General features: G+C 63.4%; 10 protein-coding genes. 5 read left to right on the top strand and 5 right to left on the bottom strand.

Annotation, left to right across the window (positions count from 1 at the left end; all coding sequences use genetic code 11):
* Positions 1-9: 9 nt before the first annotated feature.
* Entirely contained in the window at positions 10-1,293 is a 1,284-nt protein-coding gene (locus FA94_RS31605) for a 4-aminobutyrate--2-oxoglutarate transaminase (RefSeq protein ID WP_035563657.1), read from the bottom strand.
* A gap of 120 nt (positions 1,294-1,413) precedes the next feature.
* Here FA94_RS31605 and pdxR point away from each other — a divergent pair, with 120 nt between their 5' ends.
* Positions 1,414-2,997 carry a MocR-like pyridoxine biosynthesis transcription factor PdxR gene (gene pdxR, locus FA94_RS31600; RefSeq protein ID WP_035558969.1) on the top strand — a complete coding sequence of 528 codons (1,584 nt, stop codon included), beginning with the start codon at positions 1,414-1,416 and terminating at the stop codon, positions 2,995-2,997.
* A 153-nt stretch (positions 2,998-3,150) separates the two neighbouring features.
* Here pdxR and FA94_RS31595 read toward each other — a convergent pair whose 3' ends face one another.
* Positions 3,151-4,098 (bottom strand): LysR substrate-binding domain-containing protein, encoded by a 948-nt coding sequence (locus tag FA94_RS31595; RefSeq protein WP_231585076.1) that lies wholly within the window; start codon positions 4,096-4,098, stop codon positions 3,151-3,153.
* Between the two features lie 88 nt (positions 4,099-4,186).
* Here FA94_RS31595 and FA94_RS31590 point away from each other — a divergent pair, with 88 nt between their 5' ends.
* Positions 4,187-4,840, top strand: a complete 654-nt coding sequence (locus FA94_RS31590; protein ID WP_231585075.1) for a hypothetical protein — start codon at positions 4,187-4,189, stop codon at positions 4,838-4,840.
* Between the two features lie 50 nt (positions 4,841-4,890).
* Here the strand turns inward: FA94_RS31590 and phnE are convergent, their stop codons facing one another.
* Genes phnE through phnC form a run of 3 tightly spaced genes read right to left on the bottom strand, consistent with a single transcriptional unit; the run spans position 4,891 to position 7,693 of the window.
* Positions 4,891-5,733 carry a phosphonate ABC transporter, permease protein PhnE gene (gene phnE / locus FA94_RS31585; protein ID WP_035558963.1) on the bottom strand — a complete coding sequence of 281 codons (843 nt, stop codon included), beginning with the start codon at positions 5,731-5,733 and terminating at the stop codon, positions 4,891-4,893.
* Positions 5,730-6,707 (bottom strand): phosphonate ABC transporter substrate-binding protein, encoded by a 978-nt coding sequence (gene phnD, locus FA94_RS31580; RefSeq protein WP_035558960.1) that lies wholly within the window; start codon positions 6,705-6,707, stop codon positions 5,730-5,732. The genes phnE and phnD overlap by 4 nt, the downstream gene beginning before the upstream one ends.
* A gap of 41 nt (positions 6,708-6,748) precedes the next feature.
* A complete protein-coding gene (gene phnC, locus FA94_RS31575; protein WP_035558958.1) occupies positions 6,749-7,693 on the bottom strand; it encodes a phosphonate ABC transporter ATP-binding protein in 945 nt (314 codons plus the stop codon).
* Positions 7,694-8,632: 939 nt separating this feature from the next.
* Between phnC and FA94_RS31570 the strand changes: the two genes are divergently transcribed.
* The 3 genes from FA94_RS31570 (at position 8,633) to FA94_RS31560 (ending at position 15,443) form a co-directional block, all read left to right on the top strand.
* On the top strand, positions 8,633-9,670 hold the full coding sequence (locus FA94_RS31570) for a M14 family zinc carboxypeptidase (protein ID WP_035558955.1): 1,038 nt from the start codon (positions 8,633-8,635) through the stop codon (positions 9,668-9,670).
* Complete coding sequence (locus FA94_RS31565; RefSeq protein WP_035558952.1) at positions 9,667-10,443, top strand: alpha/beta fold hydrolase; 777 nt, start codon at positions 9,667-9,669, stop codon at positions 10,441-10,443. The genes FA94_RS31570 and FA94_RS31565 overlap by 4 nt, the downstream gene beginning before the upstream one ends.
* A 158-nt stretch (positions 10,444-10,601) precedes the next feature.
* Positions 10,602-15,443, top strand: coding sequence for an NAD-glutamate dehydrogenase (locus FA94_RS31560; RefSeq protein WP_035558950.1), 4,842 nt, complete (start codon positions 10,602-10,604; stop codon positions 15,441-15,443).
* Positions 15,444-15,461: the final 18 nt, after the last annotated feature.

The raw sequence follows: 15,461 nt of genomic DNA, 5'->3' as shown, positions 1-15,461 counted from the left end.
GTCTCGTCCTTATGCCGCGACCGCGACGCTGTCCTTGATGACTTCTTCGAGGATCGTCATGGCTTCGTCGAACACGGCGTCCTGGATCGTCAGCGGGAACAGGAAGCGCACCACGTTCGAATAGACGCCGCACACCAGCAGCAGCAAACCGCGTTCGAGCGCGCGCGTCTGCACGCGCTTGGTGAACTCCGCATCCGGCTCGGTGCCGCCGGCCTTGCAGAATTCCACCGCGACCATGCCGCCGGGGCCGCGCACGTCGGCGATTTGCGGCACGTCGCTTTGCAGCGCGATCAGCTTGGCTTTCACGCGGTCGCCCAGCAGCGTGGCGCGCTCGCACAGCTTTTCTTCGTCGATGATGTCGAGCACCGCATGTGCCGCGGCCACCGCCAACGGATTGCCCGCGTACGTGCCGCCGAGACCGCCGGGCGCTGCCGCGTCCATCAAGTCGGCGCGGCCGACCACGCCCGACAGCGGCATGCCGCCGGCCAGGCTCTTCGCCATGGTCATCAGGTCAGGCACCACGTCGTAGTGGTTCATGGCAAACAGCTTGCCGGTGCGGGCAAAGCCGGTTTGCACTTCGTCGGCGATCAGCAGAATGCCGTGCTCGTTGCACAGCTTGCGCAGCGCGCGCACGAACTCGGCCGGCGCCGGATAGAAACCGCCTTCGCCCTGAACCGGTTCGAAAATGATCGCGGCGACGCGCTTCGGATCGATGTCGGCCTTGAACAGGAATTCGATCGCCTTCAGCGAATCGGCGGTGGTCACGCCGTGCAGCGGATTCGGGAACGGCGCGTGGAATACGTCCGACGGGAACGGACCGAAGCCGATCTTGTACGGCGCGACCTTGCCGGTCAGCGCCATGCCCATCATTGTGCGGCCATGGAAGCCGCCGGTGAAGGCGATCACGCCCGGACGGCCGGTTGCGGCGCGGGCGATCTTGATGGCGTTTTCGACGGCTTCGGCGCCGGTCGTGAAGAACGCGGTTTTCTTCGGGTAGTCGCCGGGCGCGCGCGCGTTGATCTTCTCGGCCAGCTCGACATACGACGCGTACGGCACGATCTGATACGCGGTGTGCGTGAAGTGATCGAGCTGGTCGCGGATCGCTGCCAGAATCTTCGGATGGCGATGGCCCGTGTTGCACACCGCGATACCCGCGGCGAAGTCGATGAAGCGGCGGCCTTCCACGTCCCACAGTTCCGCGTTCTCCGCGCGCGCGGCGTAGAAATCGCACATCACGCCGACGCCGCGCGGGGTGGCGGCGTCTTTGCGGCTTTTCAGTTCGGCATTCTTCATGGTCATCTCCTTCTCCTCGTTTTCGCGGACGCCGCGCTCTCAGCGCAGCACATGCAGCGACTATAATGAGATTTGGCTCTTAATTTCAGAGCCATTTCAATAAAAATGTAGGAGCCAATCATGCGCGCGAGCGTTTTGTCCGACTGGCTGGCGCAGCGCCTCGATCGCGGCAACGGCCAGCCGATCTATCGTCAACTGCATCGGCTGTTGCAGCAGGCGATCCTGTCGCGCGAGTTGCCGGCGGGCAGCAAGGTGCCGTCGTCGAGGCTGTTGGCGCAGGAGTTGGGCATTGGGCGCAATACCGTCACGCAGGTGTACGAGCAGTTGGTGCTGGAGGGCTACGTGAGTTCGGCGACCGGGCGCGGTACTTTCGTGGCGGATAGTGCGCCGGATGAGATTGTTGGGGCGCCGGAGGGGGAGTTTGGGGTTGGCTTTGGCGCCTCAGGCATGGATTCAGGCATTGGCTCCGGCATGCTCGGCCGGACAGATCCATCGAACGTGCCCGACCCGCGCCGCGAGCCGCCGCCGTTGCAGGCGGCGCGCGCGCTATCCACGCGCGGCGCGCGGCTGATCGCGGGTGCGGGTGTGTCGAAGCGGCAGTGGGGCGCGTTCATGCCTGGCGTACCGGACGTCACCAAGTTTCCGGCGCGTGTGTGGAGCCGGCTGCACAACAAGTATTGGCGCCGGCTGCGCCCGGATCTCCTCACGTATGCGCCGGGCGGCGGGCTGGCGTCGCTGCGGCACGCGCTGGCCGACTATCTGCGCACCTCGCGCTCGGTGCGTTGCACGCCCGAGCAGATCATCATCACGACCGGGATTCACCAGTCGGTCGATCTCGCGGTGCGGCTGCTGTCCGATCCGGGCGACCTGATCTGGACCGAAGATCCTTGCTATTGGGGCGTGCGCAGCGTGCTGCACGTGTCGGGTCTGCAATCGCGGCCTATCGCGGTCGACGACGAAGGCATCAATCCTTCCGCCGACGACCTCGCGCATCCACCGAAGCTCATGCTCGTCACGCCGTCGCATCAATACCCGCTCGGCATGGTGATGAGCCTCGCGCGGCGCCGCATGCTGCTCGAATACGCACGGCAAAACCAGTGCTGGATCATCGAGGACGACTACGACAGCGAATTCCGCTACGGCAGTCGGCCGTTGGCGTCGCTGCAGGGGCTGGACACGTCCGGTCAGGTGATCTATGTGGGCAGTTTCGGCAAGACGCTGTTTCCGGGGCTGCGCATCGGCTATCTGGTCGTGCCGGAAGCACTGGCCGAAAGTTTCGCCACGGCGAGCGCCGAGTTGTATCGCGAGGGGCAGTTGTTGCAACAGGCGATGCTCGCCGAGTTCATCGCCGAAGGGCATTTCACGTCGCATATCCGCAAGATGCGCACGCTTTACGGGCAACGCCGGCAAACCCTGCTCGATGCCGCTGCACACCGTTATGGCGATGTATTACCGGCTGTGGGCGGCGATGCCGGTTTGCATCTGGTGATGCAGTTGCCCGAAGGCAGCGACGATCGTCGCGTGGCAACGGCGGCGCTGGAGCGCAATATCGTCGTGCGGCCGTTGTCGGGGTATTACGCGCAGCCTTCGCTGGCGCCGTCGGGTTTGCTGATCGGCTATGCGTGCGTGCCGGATGAGGACATCGCGCCGGCGTTCAATACGTTGGCGGACGCGATCGACGCGACGTTGCCGCAATTCGCGTGAGAGTGAGGAAGCGAGGGGGCGAGAAAGCGGGCGTTGCGCGCGCAACAAATCCGAATCGGCACTCCTTTTAGCGTAACGAATGCGCATGCAACGATCCGGCGCGCGCCCGGCTTCTCGCGCATGAACCAACACCCGATCGAATGACGCTTTCAGTTACACGGACTTAGCCGTGTCTTCCGATTCGGCGCCAGTTGTCTTAAGTCCCGCATCGAACAGCCAGTCGAGAAACAGCTTGAGTTCTCGGTCCTGCGGCGCCGCGCGATACAGGCAGTGAAACGGCGGCCCTTCGAGTCGGACTTCGGGAAAGAGCATCACCAGACGCCCGCGCTGCACGTCTTCCTCGACGATCGCGCGCGGGGCGAGCGCCACGCCCAGGCCGCTTGCAGCCGCCTGCACCAGCAGGAAGAACTGTTCGTAGAACGGGCCGCTGAGCGTTTCGCCGACAATCACGTTCGCGCAGCGGAACCAGTACTGCCATGCTTCGGGAATCCCGGCGAAATGCAGCAGACGCACCTGGCGCAGATCGTCCGGCGTGCGCAATGCCGCGAGCTCCCGCAGTTCGGGCGAGCACACCGGCACCGCGATGTTCGCGATCAGCATGCGCGAATCGAAGCCGTAGCGCCGCAGATTCGGCTCGAAGCGGCGGATGATCACATCGTGCGATTCGTCGGTGAGGTCGATTTTCTGGTCGGGGGCGGCGACGATCTCGACGTCGACATCGGCTTGCAGCGCGTGAAACTGCGCAAGCCGCGGAATCAGCCAGCCGTGCGCGAACGAAGCGGTGGTATTCACCCGGATCGTGCGGCGTGTGGCGGGGCCGCCCATCTGCTCGGTGGCTTCGCTCAGGCGGCCGAGGCAACTGGCAACGTCGACCAGATAGTGTTTGGCGCGCGCCGTCATTTCCAGCTTGCGGCCACGGCGTTCGAACAGCTTCTGGCCGAGATACTCTTCAAGCAAACGGATCTGTTGCGTGACCGCGCTGTGCGTGACGCATAGTTCTTCGGCGGCTTTGCTGAGACTGCCGAGGCGGCCGGCGGCTTCGAAACTGCGCAAGGTATTCAGAGGCGGCAGGCGGCGCATCGAGAAAAGCCCTATATCCAAGTATTGCTTGTATTTCTAACAGAAACTATCAATTGAAGATACCGGCCCGGCGCTTTTACGATAACGCTTTCTCCACCCGGTTATCGCAATGGCTTTGTCCACGTCGCCGTATGCCAGATCCAAGATTTTCTGTTATTCGCTTGCGAGCGAGTGGCCGTTATGGCTGCGTGTTTTCGTCGGCGCGGGGGTGGTCGCGTCGGTGGGGGCGTGCAGCACGCCGGACCCGAATCAACGGGTCACGGGATCCGGCGGCACGCTGGTGAAATTCAGTTCGGCACAGGTGAGCGTCGATCTGACCGAGACCGAACGCAACGCGCTGGCCGGCATGCGGGATCACCACTTCGCGGGCGTTTCGAGTGAGCGGGTGCTCGCGGCCGTCGCGGCCGCGTTGAAAGCGAGCGGCTACGCGCCGGTCACCGTGGAAGCCGATACCGCGCTTGTGGAGGGCGGCCGCAGCGAAGTGCTGGTGAAGAAATGGCGTGAAGTGGTGCGGGGCGTACTGAAAGCACGTCTTGGCGCGCTGCCGGCCAAACCGGATCACCAGTACACCACGGCGCTCGTCAGCGTGCGGCCGGCTGTTAGCGATTCGGGTGTGATCGTGAGGGCGCGTTTCGACAATACCGTGTGGGACAGCAACGGCGACGCCCGGACGAAAACCGTGCTCGCGCGCGAAGACTACGATGCGTTTTTCACCAGGGTCGACGCGGCGCTGCGCGATGGCGCCGCGCCGCTCCGGCCTTGATGATAGCGGCGCGACACGGCATTGCACCGCTTTGCATCGCGCACGACGTTTCAGATCACGCGCTCACGCAGCCACGCGGAGGCCATGTCGATCGCCGACACCACCACGATCACCATGATCATGACCGCGGAGGTTTGCGCATAGTCGAACGAGCGGATCGCTTCGTACAGCACCACGCCGATGCCGCCCGCGCCGACCATGCCGACCACCATTGCCGAGCGCACGTTCGATTCGAAGCGATACAACGCGTACGAGATCCACAGCGGCAGCACTTGCGGCAGCACGGCGTAAATGATTTCGTCGAGCGGGCTGGCGCCGGTTGCGCGGATGCCTTCTGCCGGGCGCGGATCGATCGCCTCGACCGCTTCGGCGAACAGTTTGGCAAGCACGCCGGTGGTGTGAACCCACAGCGCCAGCACGCCTGCAAAAGGCCCGAGTCCGACCGCGACGATGAACAGCATCGCGAAGACCATTTCATTGATCGCGCGGCATGCGTCCATCAAGCGGCGTACCGGTTGCACGATCCACATCGGCGCGATGTTGTGCGCCGACATCAGGCCGCACGGTATCGCGCAGACGAGCGAGAGCGCGGTGCCCCACACCGCCACGGAAAGCGTCACGATCATTTCATGCAGATACGTGCGCCATTCGGTGAAGTTCGGCGGGAAGAAGTCTTTCGCGAACTGGCCCATGTTGCCGGAGTCGCTCACCAGATCCAGCGGACGCATGTCGGCGCTATGCCATGCGCTACCCAGCACCGCGAACAGGGCGATCCAACCGAGCAGCGAAAACCAGCTGCGCTTGCGTGCCGCCGGGGCGGGCTGAGCCACCGCCTGCGCGGCGAGCGTTTCGCTCGCGCGTGCCGGCGACGCGATCAGATCGGCCGTATTCATGGCTTGGCTTGCTCGGTGTTGAGCGCGCTCAGCTTGGCGTCGAGCGCGGCCAGTTGGGTTTTGCGATCGTCGTTGGACAGATGCGCGTCGGCCTCGATCTTCTGCTTTTGCTGGAACAGCGCGACCTGGCGAATCGGCAACAGTTGCGCATCCGACGAAGCCGAGAAACCGCTGTAGCCGAAAATCCCCGCCATCACGGCTTTTTCATGCGGGTCGCTCTTCGCGTAGTTCAGGAAGAAGTTGCGCAGTTTGTCTTTGGTGGCTTGCGGCAGATCCTTGCGCCACACCAGCGGGTCCGACGGAATCAGCGGCGAGGTCCACAGCACGCGAACCTGGGCGAACTTGTCCGGATGCTGTTGCTTCAGCGTGTCGAGCATTTCGGTGTTGTTCGTCGCGATGTCGATCTTGTTGTTCACCACGGCCAGCAGGTTCGCTTCATGGCTCGACGGCAGCACCGTCTTGAACGACGTATTGACCGGCGCGTTGTGCTTCGCGAACAGGTAATAGCCGGGAATCAGCGTGCCCGAGGTGGAGTTCGGATCGCCATAACCGAGCGTGACGTCTTTCGTGTTTTTGAAGACGTCGTCGAGCGTCTTGAAGCGGCTGTTCACGTTCGTGATCAGCACCGAGTTGTAGCCGGCGGCGCCGTTCGCGTACTGGACCTTCGCGAACACTTCGCCTTGCGAGCGATCCACCGCTTCGATCGCCGACGCATTGCCGAAATAGCCGACCTGTACCTTGTTAAAGCGCATGCCTTCGATGATGCCGGCGTAGTCGGTCGCGAAAAACGCTTTGATGTTCAGGCCGGTTTGCTTGTTCATGTCGGCGATCAGCGGTTCCCAGCGCTGTTTCAGCACCGAGGACGAATCGGTCGAGATGATGCCGAGGTTGATGTCTTCGGCGTAGGCGGTGGCGGCGCTGGCGAAGGCGGCCGCGCCGACGGTCAGCGTGATCAGTGAACGCAGGAATTTCATCGGTTGAGATCCGGTAGGGGGAGCGGAAAGGGTTGGCGCGCTCAGTTCGAGTGCGCGGGATTCAGGGCGAATGCGTAACGCTGGGACGGCGGGGCGCTGTCTTGTGCGGCTGCGGTGGGCGCGGTGTCGTGCGGCGCGTGATTTGCGTCCGCGCCATCGTGCGATTCAATGTGTAATTTGTCGTGCGCTTTGTCATGCGTTTCGTCGAGCAGTTCGCGGGCGTCGTCGCCGTAGAGTTTCTTGAGCAGCGCGGGGCTGAGCGCGGCCGATGGGCCGTCGTAGACCACTTTCCCACGGCGCAGCGCGACGGTGCGCGGGCAATATTGCATCGCGATGTCGACCTGATGCAGTGACACCAGCACGGTGAGTTGATGCTCGACGTTCAGCGCGCGGAGCATGTCCATCACGCGGCGTGACGATTCGGGATCGAGCGAGGCGATCGGTTCATCCGCTAGCACGATGCGTGCGCGTTGCACTAATGCGCGCGCCAGTGCGGCGCGTTGCTGCTGGCCGCCGGAGAGATTCGCGGCGCGTTCGCGTGCGTGTTCGCCGATGCCGACCTCATTCAACGCGGCCATCGACAGGGCTCGTTCCGCGCGCGGAAAAAAACCGGTCAACCGACGCCACCAGGAAAGGCGCGCGAGCGCGCCGACCAGCACGTTGGTTTCGACGGAGAGGCGGTTGACCAGATTGAATTGCTGGAACACGAAGCCGATATCGCGGCGAATGCTGCGTACTTCTCGCACGATGCGGCCGTTTTGCTGGATGGGTCGGCCGAGAATCGAGATCTGTGACGGTTGTGCGTCGGAGGGCGTGAAGCCGGCTATATGGCGCAACAGGGTCGATTTTCCTGAGCCTGACGCGCCGATCAAGGCCACCATTTCGCCTGCTTCGACGCGTAGGTCGATTTCGTCCAGTGCCTTGCGGCCGTTGTTGAACGTCTTGCTGAGCCGTTCGATACGGATTGCTTCCTGGATTGACTTCATAAGTACCCCTGATGCGTCGAGCATGTGTGGGGCTCATTCTAGGAAGCGTCTGTGACGGTTGAGTGAAGGTGTTGCAACGTCTAGACGACTATATGTGTTTGTGAAGGTTTTGCGGCGGGTTTAAGGCAGTTTTATGGCGTCAGGGGTTTGGGCTTGCGCTCTCTTTTGTGTTGGCCTTTCCTTGTGTTCTTAGTGGTCTATTAGCGTCGCCCCTGTGCGGGGCAGCACCTACTTCTCTTTGCCGCGGCGAAGAGAAGTAGGCAAGAGAAAGCCGCTCACACCGCTAAATCTTAAGCGGGTCCCCCGCACAGTCACGGTAGTGGCTCATCTGGAATCCGTGTCCTCGCACACTCCGCGTTCGTGACAAGGCCGTCATTCATCCCGCCTCGCGCTACGCTCTCGGCGGAACGGATTGGCCGGTAGCGTTGATTTGACTCGGCGGGGGCCGTCGGCTTCGCCTCGGCGGGACGCCGAAAACACCAGTGGTCAACACCGCTCGCGGGTTTGGACATTACCCGAGGGCGCGCGCAGCGCCGCCGGAAGAATGACTGCTTTGTCACTGCCGGTAAATCTGCGGGGGCACGGATTCCAGATGCACCACTGCCCGTCGCGCGCCACGAAACCCGCTTCAGAATTAGCGGTGTGAGCGGCTTTCTCTTGCCTACTTCTCTTTGCCGCGGCAAAGAGAAGTAGGTGCCGCCCCGCACAGGGGCAACGCTAATAGACCACTAAGAACGCAAGGAAAGGCCAACAAAGCAGAGCGAGAAAGCCCACCCAAAACCGCCGCAAAGCCCCAAAAAAAATGACACCGCCATGACACGCCAATGACACAACCAACAAACAAACCCCACCGTCATGCATGACCCCCCACCACCAGGCTATATTGCACCATCACCGCAAGCCGTCCCCAATAACCTTGCAGTTCCCTTCACCGCCCTCATGCCGCAACCACTGAGCTTTCTGCCCGACAGTTTTGCGGAGTACGAAGATCTCAATACGATCCTCGACCAGGGCAGCGCGAGTTTCGAAATCCGCACCGTCTGCGACACAACGGTACGCGGCCGGCAATTCGCCGTACGCACGGCGAGCATCGGCTCGACCGATCCACTCGCGCCGGCCATCGGCTTTTTCGGCGGGATCCACGGCCTCGAACGGATCGGTTCGCAACTCGTGCTCGACTACATGCGCGCGCTCCTCGCGCGGCTCGAATGGGACGAGTTGCTGGTACGTCAATTGCAATCGATTCGTCTGATCTTTATGCCGATCGTCAACCCCGGCGGTATGTGGGCGGCCACACGCGCCAATCCGAACGGCGTCGACCTGATGCGCAACGCGCCGCAGAACGCCGATGAACGCGTGCCGCTGCTGGCCGGCGGTCAGCGCGTGGGCGCGTGGCTGCCGTGGTATCGCGGCCGCGAAGGCGAGCCGATGGAGGCGGAGGCCGCCGCGCTGCTACGAGTGGTCGAAGCCGAACTGGCCGCGCGGCCCCTGAGCATCGCGCTCGATTGCCACTCGGGCTACGGCTGGAAAGACAGCATCTGGTTTCCCTACGCGCGAACCCGCAAGCTGATGCCGCATCTGCCGGAAATGTACGTGCTGAAGACCATGTTCGAGCGCGCGCATCCGCATCATGGCTACGCATTCGAACCGCAGAGCCATCAATATCTGTTGCACGGCGATCTGTGGGACTTTGCATACGACCGCGCGCCCGCCGCCAACGTCTTCCTGCCGATGACCCTCGAACTCGGCTCTTGGCTGTGGATCAAGAAGAACCCGCGGCAACTGTTCTCGCGCCAGGGCATGTTCAATCCGGTCAAGGCGCATCGCACCGCGCGCGTGTTGCGGCGTCATGCGAACCTGTTCGACTTCCTGGCGCGCGCGGCTTTTTCGTCGCAGCGCTGGCTGCCGCAAGGCAATCGCCGCGAGCAACTGCTGCAATGCGCGATCGACCATTGGTATACCCCGGACATCGTATGAGCACGTGGATTCTGTTGCGCGGACTCACGCGCGAAACACGTCATTGGGGACGCTTGCCCGACACGCTGCGGGAAGCCGCGGGCATCGACAGTCCATTACTGATCGATCTGCCGGGCAACGGCGAGTTCGCTCATTTACGCGCGCCGGCAAGCGTCGCGGACATGGTGAGTTTCGTGCGGCGCGCTGCCGCGCAAAGCGGTGTGCCGGGTCCGTATTGCGTGCTGGCCATGTCGTTAGGCGGCATGGTGGCGACGGACTGGGCGCAGCGCTATCCCGGCGAGATCGAACGTTTGGTGCTGATCAACACGAGCATGCGGCCGTTCAGCCGTATGCAGGAGCGGCTGCGGCCTTCGGCGTGGCCTGGGCTGTTGCGCGTCGCAGCGCATTGGAGCGATGCGCGCCGCGCCGAACAGGGGATTCATCGCCTGACCTGCAATAACGTTGAAACATTGGGCGCCGATCTTGACGCATGGAGCGCGATTCGCCGCAGCAGACCGGTGAGTCGCGGCAATGCGCTGCGGCAATTGTGGGCGGCGGCGCGTTTTACCGCGCATGCTGCACAGCCGCACTGTCCGTTGCTGATTCTGTCGTCGCGCAACGATAGACTGGCCGACCCAGTGTGTTCGATGAAACTCGCGGCCGCGTGGAAAGCGCCGCATCGCGAGCATGGTTGGGCGAGCCACGATCTGCCGCACGACGATCCGGCGTGGACCGCCGAACAGGTGCGTGCATGGCTCGCGCAAGACTACGCGGATTCGCAACCGGTGGTCTGAGCGGCATGCCGGCGCACCAACGGACTTGCGGGCGTCAGCGGGTATAACCTAACGGTGCTCACGCATCGTGTGAAGGGTGGCAGGTGCATAATCCCCCTTCAGTCGATGCCTGCGAATCAATCGATACTCGCCATAGCCACCAGCCGGGGGAGTTGATCATGCAAGCCAAGAACGAAGAATCCGTTACACACCTGCTGAACGATGTCGTCGAATTTGCGCGGGGGCGTTTACCGGAGCCGACCTTCCACGTCGTCGAGCCCTTTCTGCGGCACTACTACGATTTCGTCGATGCCGACGATCTGCAAAGCCGCTCGATCGCCGATCTCTACGGCGCGGCGCTCGCACACTGGCAAACCGCGCAGCGCTTCGTGCCGGGCACCGAACGACTGCGCGTCTATAACCCGATCCTCGAACAGCACGGCTGGCATTCCGATCACACGGTGATCGAGATCGTCAACGACGACATGCCGTTTCTGGTCGATTCGGTGTCGATGGCGGTCAACGGTTTGCGGCTCGCGCTGCATTCGGTCGTGCATCCGGTGTTCCGGATCTGGCGCGGCCCCGACGGGGCGATCACACGCGTCGGCCAGGGCGCCGAAGAGGCGACCGACTCGCGCTCGCAGCTCACCTCGTTCATTCACTTCGAAGTCGACCGATGCGGCGATGCCGCAAAACTCGACGCGTTGCGCGACGAGATCGCGAAGGTATTGCGCGACGTGCGTGCCGCGGTTGAGGACTGGCCGAAGATCGTCGAACTCGCGCGCGGCACGATCAAAGGCATGAAAGCCGGGGAGGCCGGGCCGGAAGGACTCGAGGCGCGCGCGTTCCTCGAATGGATGGTGGCCGATCATTTCACCTTTCTCGGCCAACGCGATTATGAGTTGGTGCAGCACGATATCGGCTACGGTTTGCGGCCGGTGGCGGGCTCGGGGCTCGGCATTCTGCGTGACGAACTGCGGCCCATCGGCGCGCCCGACGTCACGCCGTTGCCGCCGGCTGCCGCCGACATCATCGCCGGTTCGTCGCCGATCTTTCTGACCAAGGCGAATTCTCGCGCCACGGTGCATCGTCCGGGCTATCTGGACTACGTCGGCATCAAGCTGACCGGTGCGGACGGCAAGGTGACCGGCGAGCGTCGGTTCATCGGCCTTTATACGTCGACGGCTTATTTCGTTTCCGCCGCCGAGATTCCGATCGTGCGGCGCAAATGCGCAAATATCGTGCGGCGAGCCGGATTCCTGCCGAAAGGTCATCTGGCGAAATCGCTGGTGACGGTACTCGAAACCTATCCGCGCGACGAACTGTTTCAGGCCGACGAGAACCAGCTCTACGACATCGCGCTCGGCGTGCTGCGTTTGCAGGAACATCAGCGCACGCGTCTGTTTATACGGCGTGACCGTTTCGACCGTTTCGTGTCGTGTCTGGTGTTCGTGCCGCGCGACAAATACAACACCGATCTGCGGCAACGTATCGCGACCTTACTGGCCGAAGCGTTCAACGGCGAGAGCGTTGAATTCACGCCGCTGCTGTCGGAGTCGACGCTGGCGCGCATTCATTTTGTCGTGCATGCGAAACCGGGCGGCATGCCCAACGTCGACACGCGAGAGCTGGAGGCGCGGCTCGTGCACGTGGCGCGCCGCTGGCAGGACGATCTGGCCGACGCATTGCTCGACGCCTTCGGCGAAGAGCAGGGCAACCGTCTGCTGCAACACTACGCGGATTCGTTTCCGGCCGGCTATCGCGACGATTATCCTGCTCGTACTGCGGTGCGCGATATCGAGTTGATCGAACGCGTGCAGGGCAGCGAGCGGCTTGCGATGAACCTGTATCGCCCGATCGAAGCGGGCCCACGCGCGTTTCGCTTCAAGGTCTACCGTGCCGGTTTGCCGATCGCGCTGTCGCGCAGTTTGCCGATGCTGGAGCATCTGGGCGTGCGCGTCGATGAAGAACGGCCGTACCTGATCGAAGCGCTGGACGCTACCCCCGCGTGGATTCATGACTTCGGCCTGGAACTCGCGGACGACGCGGAGTTCGATATCGAACGGGTCAAGGATCTGTTCGAGGAAGCGTTCGAGCAGGTGTGGACCGGCGCGATCGAAAGCGACGACTTCAATCGACTCGTGTTGCGCGCGCAACTGAATGCGCGCGAGGTGACGATACTGCGTGCGTATGCCAAGTATCTGCGCCAGGTCGGCTCGACCTTCAGCGACGCATATATCGAACGCGCGGTGACCGGTAATCCGGGAATCGCGCGGATGCTGGTCGAACTGTTCATCGCACGTTTCGATCCGGTGCTGGGCGAGACACGCGAGGCGCGCGTGGACGGCTGGCTGCGTACGATCGACAGCGCGCTCGATCAGGTGCCGAATCTCGACGAGGACCGCATACTCCGGCAGTTTCTCGGCGTGATCAAGGCCACGCAGCGCACCAACTACTATCGCTTCAACGCGGACGGCCGGCCGAAACCGTATCTGTCGTTCAAGTTCGATCCATCGCAAGTGCCCGGCTTGCCCGAGCCGAAACCGATGTTCGAAATCTGGGTGTACTCGCCACGCGTGGAAGGCGTGCATTTGCGTGGCGGCCGGGTGGCGCGCGGCGGTCTGCGCTGGTCGGATCGGCGCGAGGACTTCCGCACGGAAGTGCTCGGCCTGATGAAGGCGCAGATGGTGAAGAACGTGGTGATCGTGCCGGTCGGTTCGAAGGGCGGCTTCGTCGTGAAGAATCCGCCGCCGCAAAGCGAGCGCGATGCGTGGATGCGCGAAGGCGTGGCGTGCTATCAGACCTTCCTGCGCGGCCTGCTCGACGTCACCGACAACCTCGCGGGCACGACCGTGGTGCCGCCGCCCGACGTGGTGCGGCACGATCCCGACGATCCCTATCTGGTGGTCGCCGCCGACAAAGGCACGGCGACGTTCTCCGACTACGCGAACGCGATCTCGCAGGAATACGGCTTCTGGCTCGACGACGCGTTCGCGTCGGGCGGCTCGGTCGGCTACGACCACAAGAAGATGGCGATCACCGCGCGCGGCGCGTGGGAGTCGGTCAAGCGGCATTTCCGCGAAATGAGCGTGGATACGCAGACCATGGACTTTACCGTGGTCGGCGTGGGCGATATGTCGGGCGACGTGTTCGGTAACGGCATGCTGCTGTCGCCGCATATCAAGCTGGTGGCCGCGTTCGATCACCGGCATATCTTTCTCGATCCGAACCCCGATCCGGCAAGCAGTCTTGCCGAACGTGGGCGCCTGTTCGTTCTCGATCGTTCGAGCTGGGCCGATTACGATCCAGCGCTGATCTCCGCGGGCGGCGGCGTGTTTCCGCGTACCGCCAAGACGATTCCTTTATCGCCGGCGGTGCAGGCGGTGCTCGGCATCAGCGTGCCGGCGCTTGCGCCGACTGAGTTGATGCGGGCGATTTTGCAGGCGCCGGTCGATCTGCTTTACAACGGCGGCATCGGCACGTATGTGAAAGCGAGCCGCGAAACGCACCTGCAAGTCGGCGACCGCGCCAACGACGCGATCCGCGTGAACGGCGCCGATCTGCACTGCAAGGTCGTCGCCGAAGGCGGCAATCTCGGTCTCACGCAACTCGGGCGTATCGAGTTCGCGCAGCGCGGCGGCCGCATCAATACGGATGCGATCGACAATTCCGCGGGCGTCGACTGCTCGGACCATGAGGTCAACATCAAGATTCTGCTGGGACTGGTGGTGGCGGATGGCGAGATGACCGAGAAGCAGCGCAACGCGTTGCTCGCCGAAATGACCGACGAAGTCGGCCTGCTCGTGTTGCAGGACAACTACTACCAGACGCAGGCGCTGTCGATTGCGGGCCGCTACGGCGTCGAGCTGCTCGATGCCGAGGCGCGTCTGATGCGTTATCTCGAACGCGCGGGGCGCCTGAATCGCGTGATCGAGTTTCTGCCGACCGATGAAGAAGTCGCCGAACGGCTGGCGGCGAAACAAGGCCTCACCACGCCCGAACGCGCGGTGCTGCTCGCGTACAGCAAGATGTGGCTATACGACGCGTTGCTCGACTCGACCATGCCGGAGGACCCGCTCGTCAGCGACATGCTGGTCGAGTACTTCCCGAAACCGTTGCGTCAGCGTTTCAGCGAACCGATGCAGCGCCACCCGTTGCGCCGCGAAATCCTCGCGACGCATTTGACCAATGCATTGGTGAACCGGGTAGGTTGCGAGTTCGTGCATCGGTTGATGGAGGAAACCGACGCGCAGCCGGGCGATATCGTGCGCGCCTGCATCATGGCGCGCGACGTGTTCGATCTCGACGACGTGTGGCGCAGTATCGACGCGCTCGATAACCGCGTCGCCGACGACGTGCAGGCGCGCATGTTCGTCGAAGTCGCGCGGCTGGTGGAACGTTCGGCGCTGTGGTTTTTGCGGCAGTTGCAAGCGGGCGCGGTCAGCAACGGCGACGTGGCCGGCTTGCTCGCGCGCTGCCGCGATGCGGCGCAGCGCCTCGCGCCGCAATGGCCCGCGTTGTTGCCGGACGCCGATCTCGACGCGTTGTCCGAGCGCCAGCGCGTGCTCGTGGATGCCGGCGTGGACGGCGAACTCGCGGTGCGGATCGCGAGCGGCGAGATCTCGGCCGCGTTGCTCGATATCGCCGAAGTGGCGTCCACCTGCGGACGCAGCCTCGAACTCGTAGCGGGCGTGTACTTCGCGCTCGGCACGCTGCTGAACTACAGCTGGATCAGCGAGCGTGCAGCGGCGTTGCCCGCGCCCACGCACTGGGACATGCTCGCACGCGCCACGGCGCTGGCCGAGCTTGCCCGCCTGAAACGCGCACTGACCATGAGTGCGCTAACCGGTGCCGACGACGCGTCGACGCCGGATGCGCTGGTTCAGACCTGGCGCGACAAACGTGGTGCGCAGCTCGAACGTTACGGTCGTTTGCTGGCCGATTTGCGCGCCACGGGCGGCGCGAGTCTGTCGATGCTGCTGGTGATCGTGCGCGAGATGGCGGCGCTGGAAAGGGCGTGACACGGGAGTGGATCGGCG

Source organism: Burkholderia sp. 9120, from assembly GCF_000745015.1.
GTDB lineage: Bacteria > Pseudomonadota > Gammaproteobacteria > Burkholderiales > Burkholderiaceae > Paraburkholderia.
The sequence above is the reverse complement of the archived record's forward strand: the minus strand, read 5'-3'. Positions and strand labels throughout refer to the sequence as shown.

Coding starts and splice junctions, on each gene's coding strand:
- FA94_RS31605 (WP_035563657.1), bottom strand. CDS start 1,293: ATGAAGAATGCCGAACTGAAAAGCCGCAAAGACGCCGCCACCCCGCGC.
- pdxR (WP_035558969.1), top strand. CDS start 1,414: ATGCGCGCGAGCGTTTTGTCCGACTGGCTGGCGCAGCGCCTCGATCGC.
- FA94_RS31590 (WP_231585075.1), top strand. CDS start 4,187: ATGGCTTTGTCCACGTCGCCGTATGCCAGATCCAAGATTTTCTGTTAT.
- phnE (WP_035558963.1), bottom strand. CDS start 5,733: ATGAATACGGCCGATCTGATCGCGTCGCCGGCACGCGCGAGCGAAACG.
- phnD (WP_035558960.1), bottom strand. CDS start 6,707: ATGAAATTCCTGCGTTCACTGATCACGCTGACCGTCGGCGCGGCCGCC.
- phnC (WP_035558958.1), bottom strand. CDS start 7,693: ATGAAGTCAATCCAGGAAGCAATCCGTATCGAACGGCTCAGCAAGACG.
- FA94_RS31570 (WP_035558955.1), top strand. CDS start 8,633: ATGCCGCAACCACTGAGCTTTCTGCCCGACAGTTTTGCGGAGTACGAA.
- FA94_RS31565 (WP_035558952.1), top strand. CDS start 9,667: ATGAGCACGTGGATTCTGTTGCGCGGACTCACGCGCGAAACACGTCAT.
- FA94_RS31560 (WP_035558950.1), top strand. CDS start 10,602: ATGCAAGCCAAGAACGAAGAATCCGTTACACACCTGCTGAACGATGTC.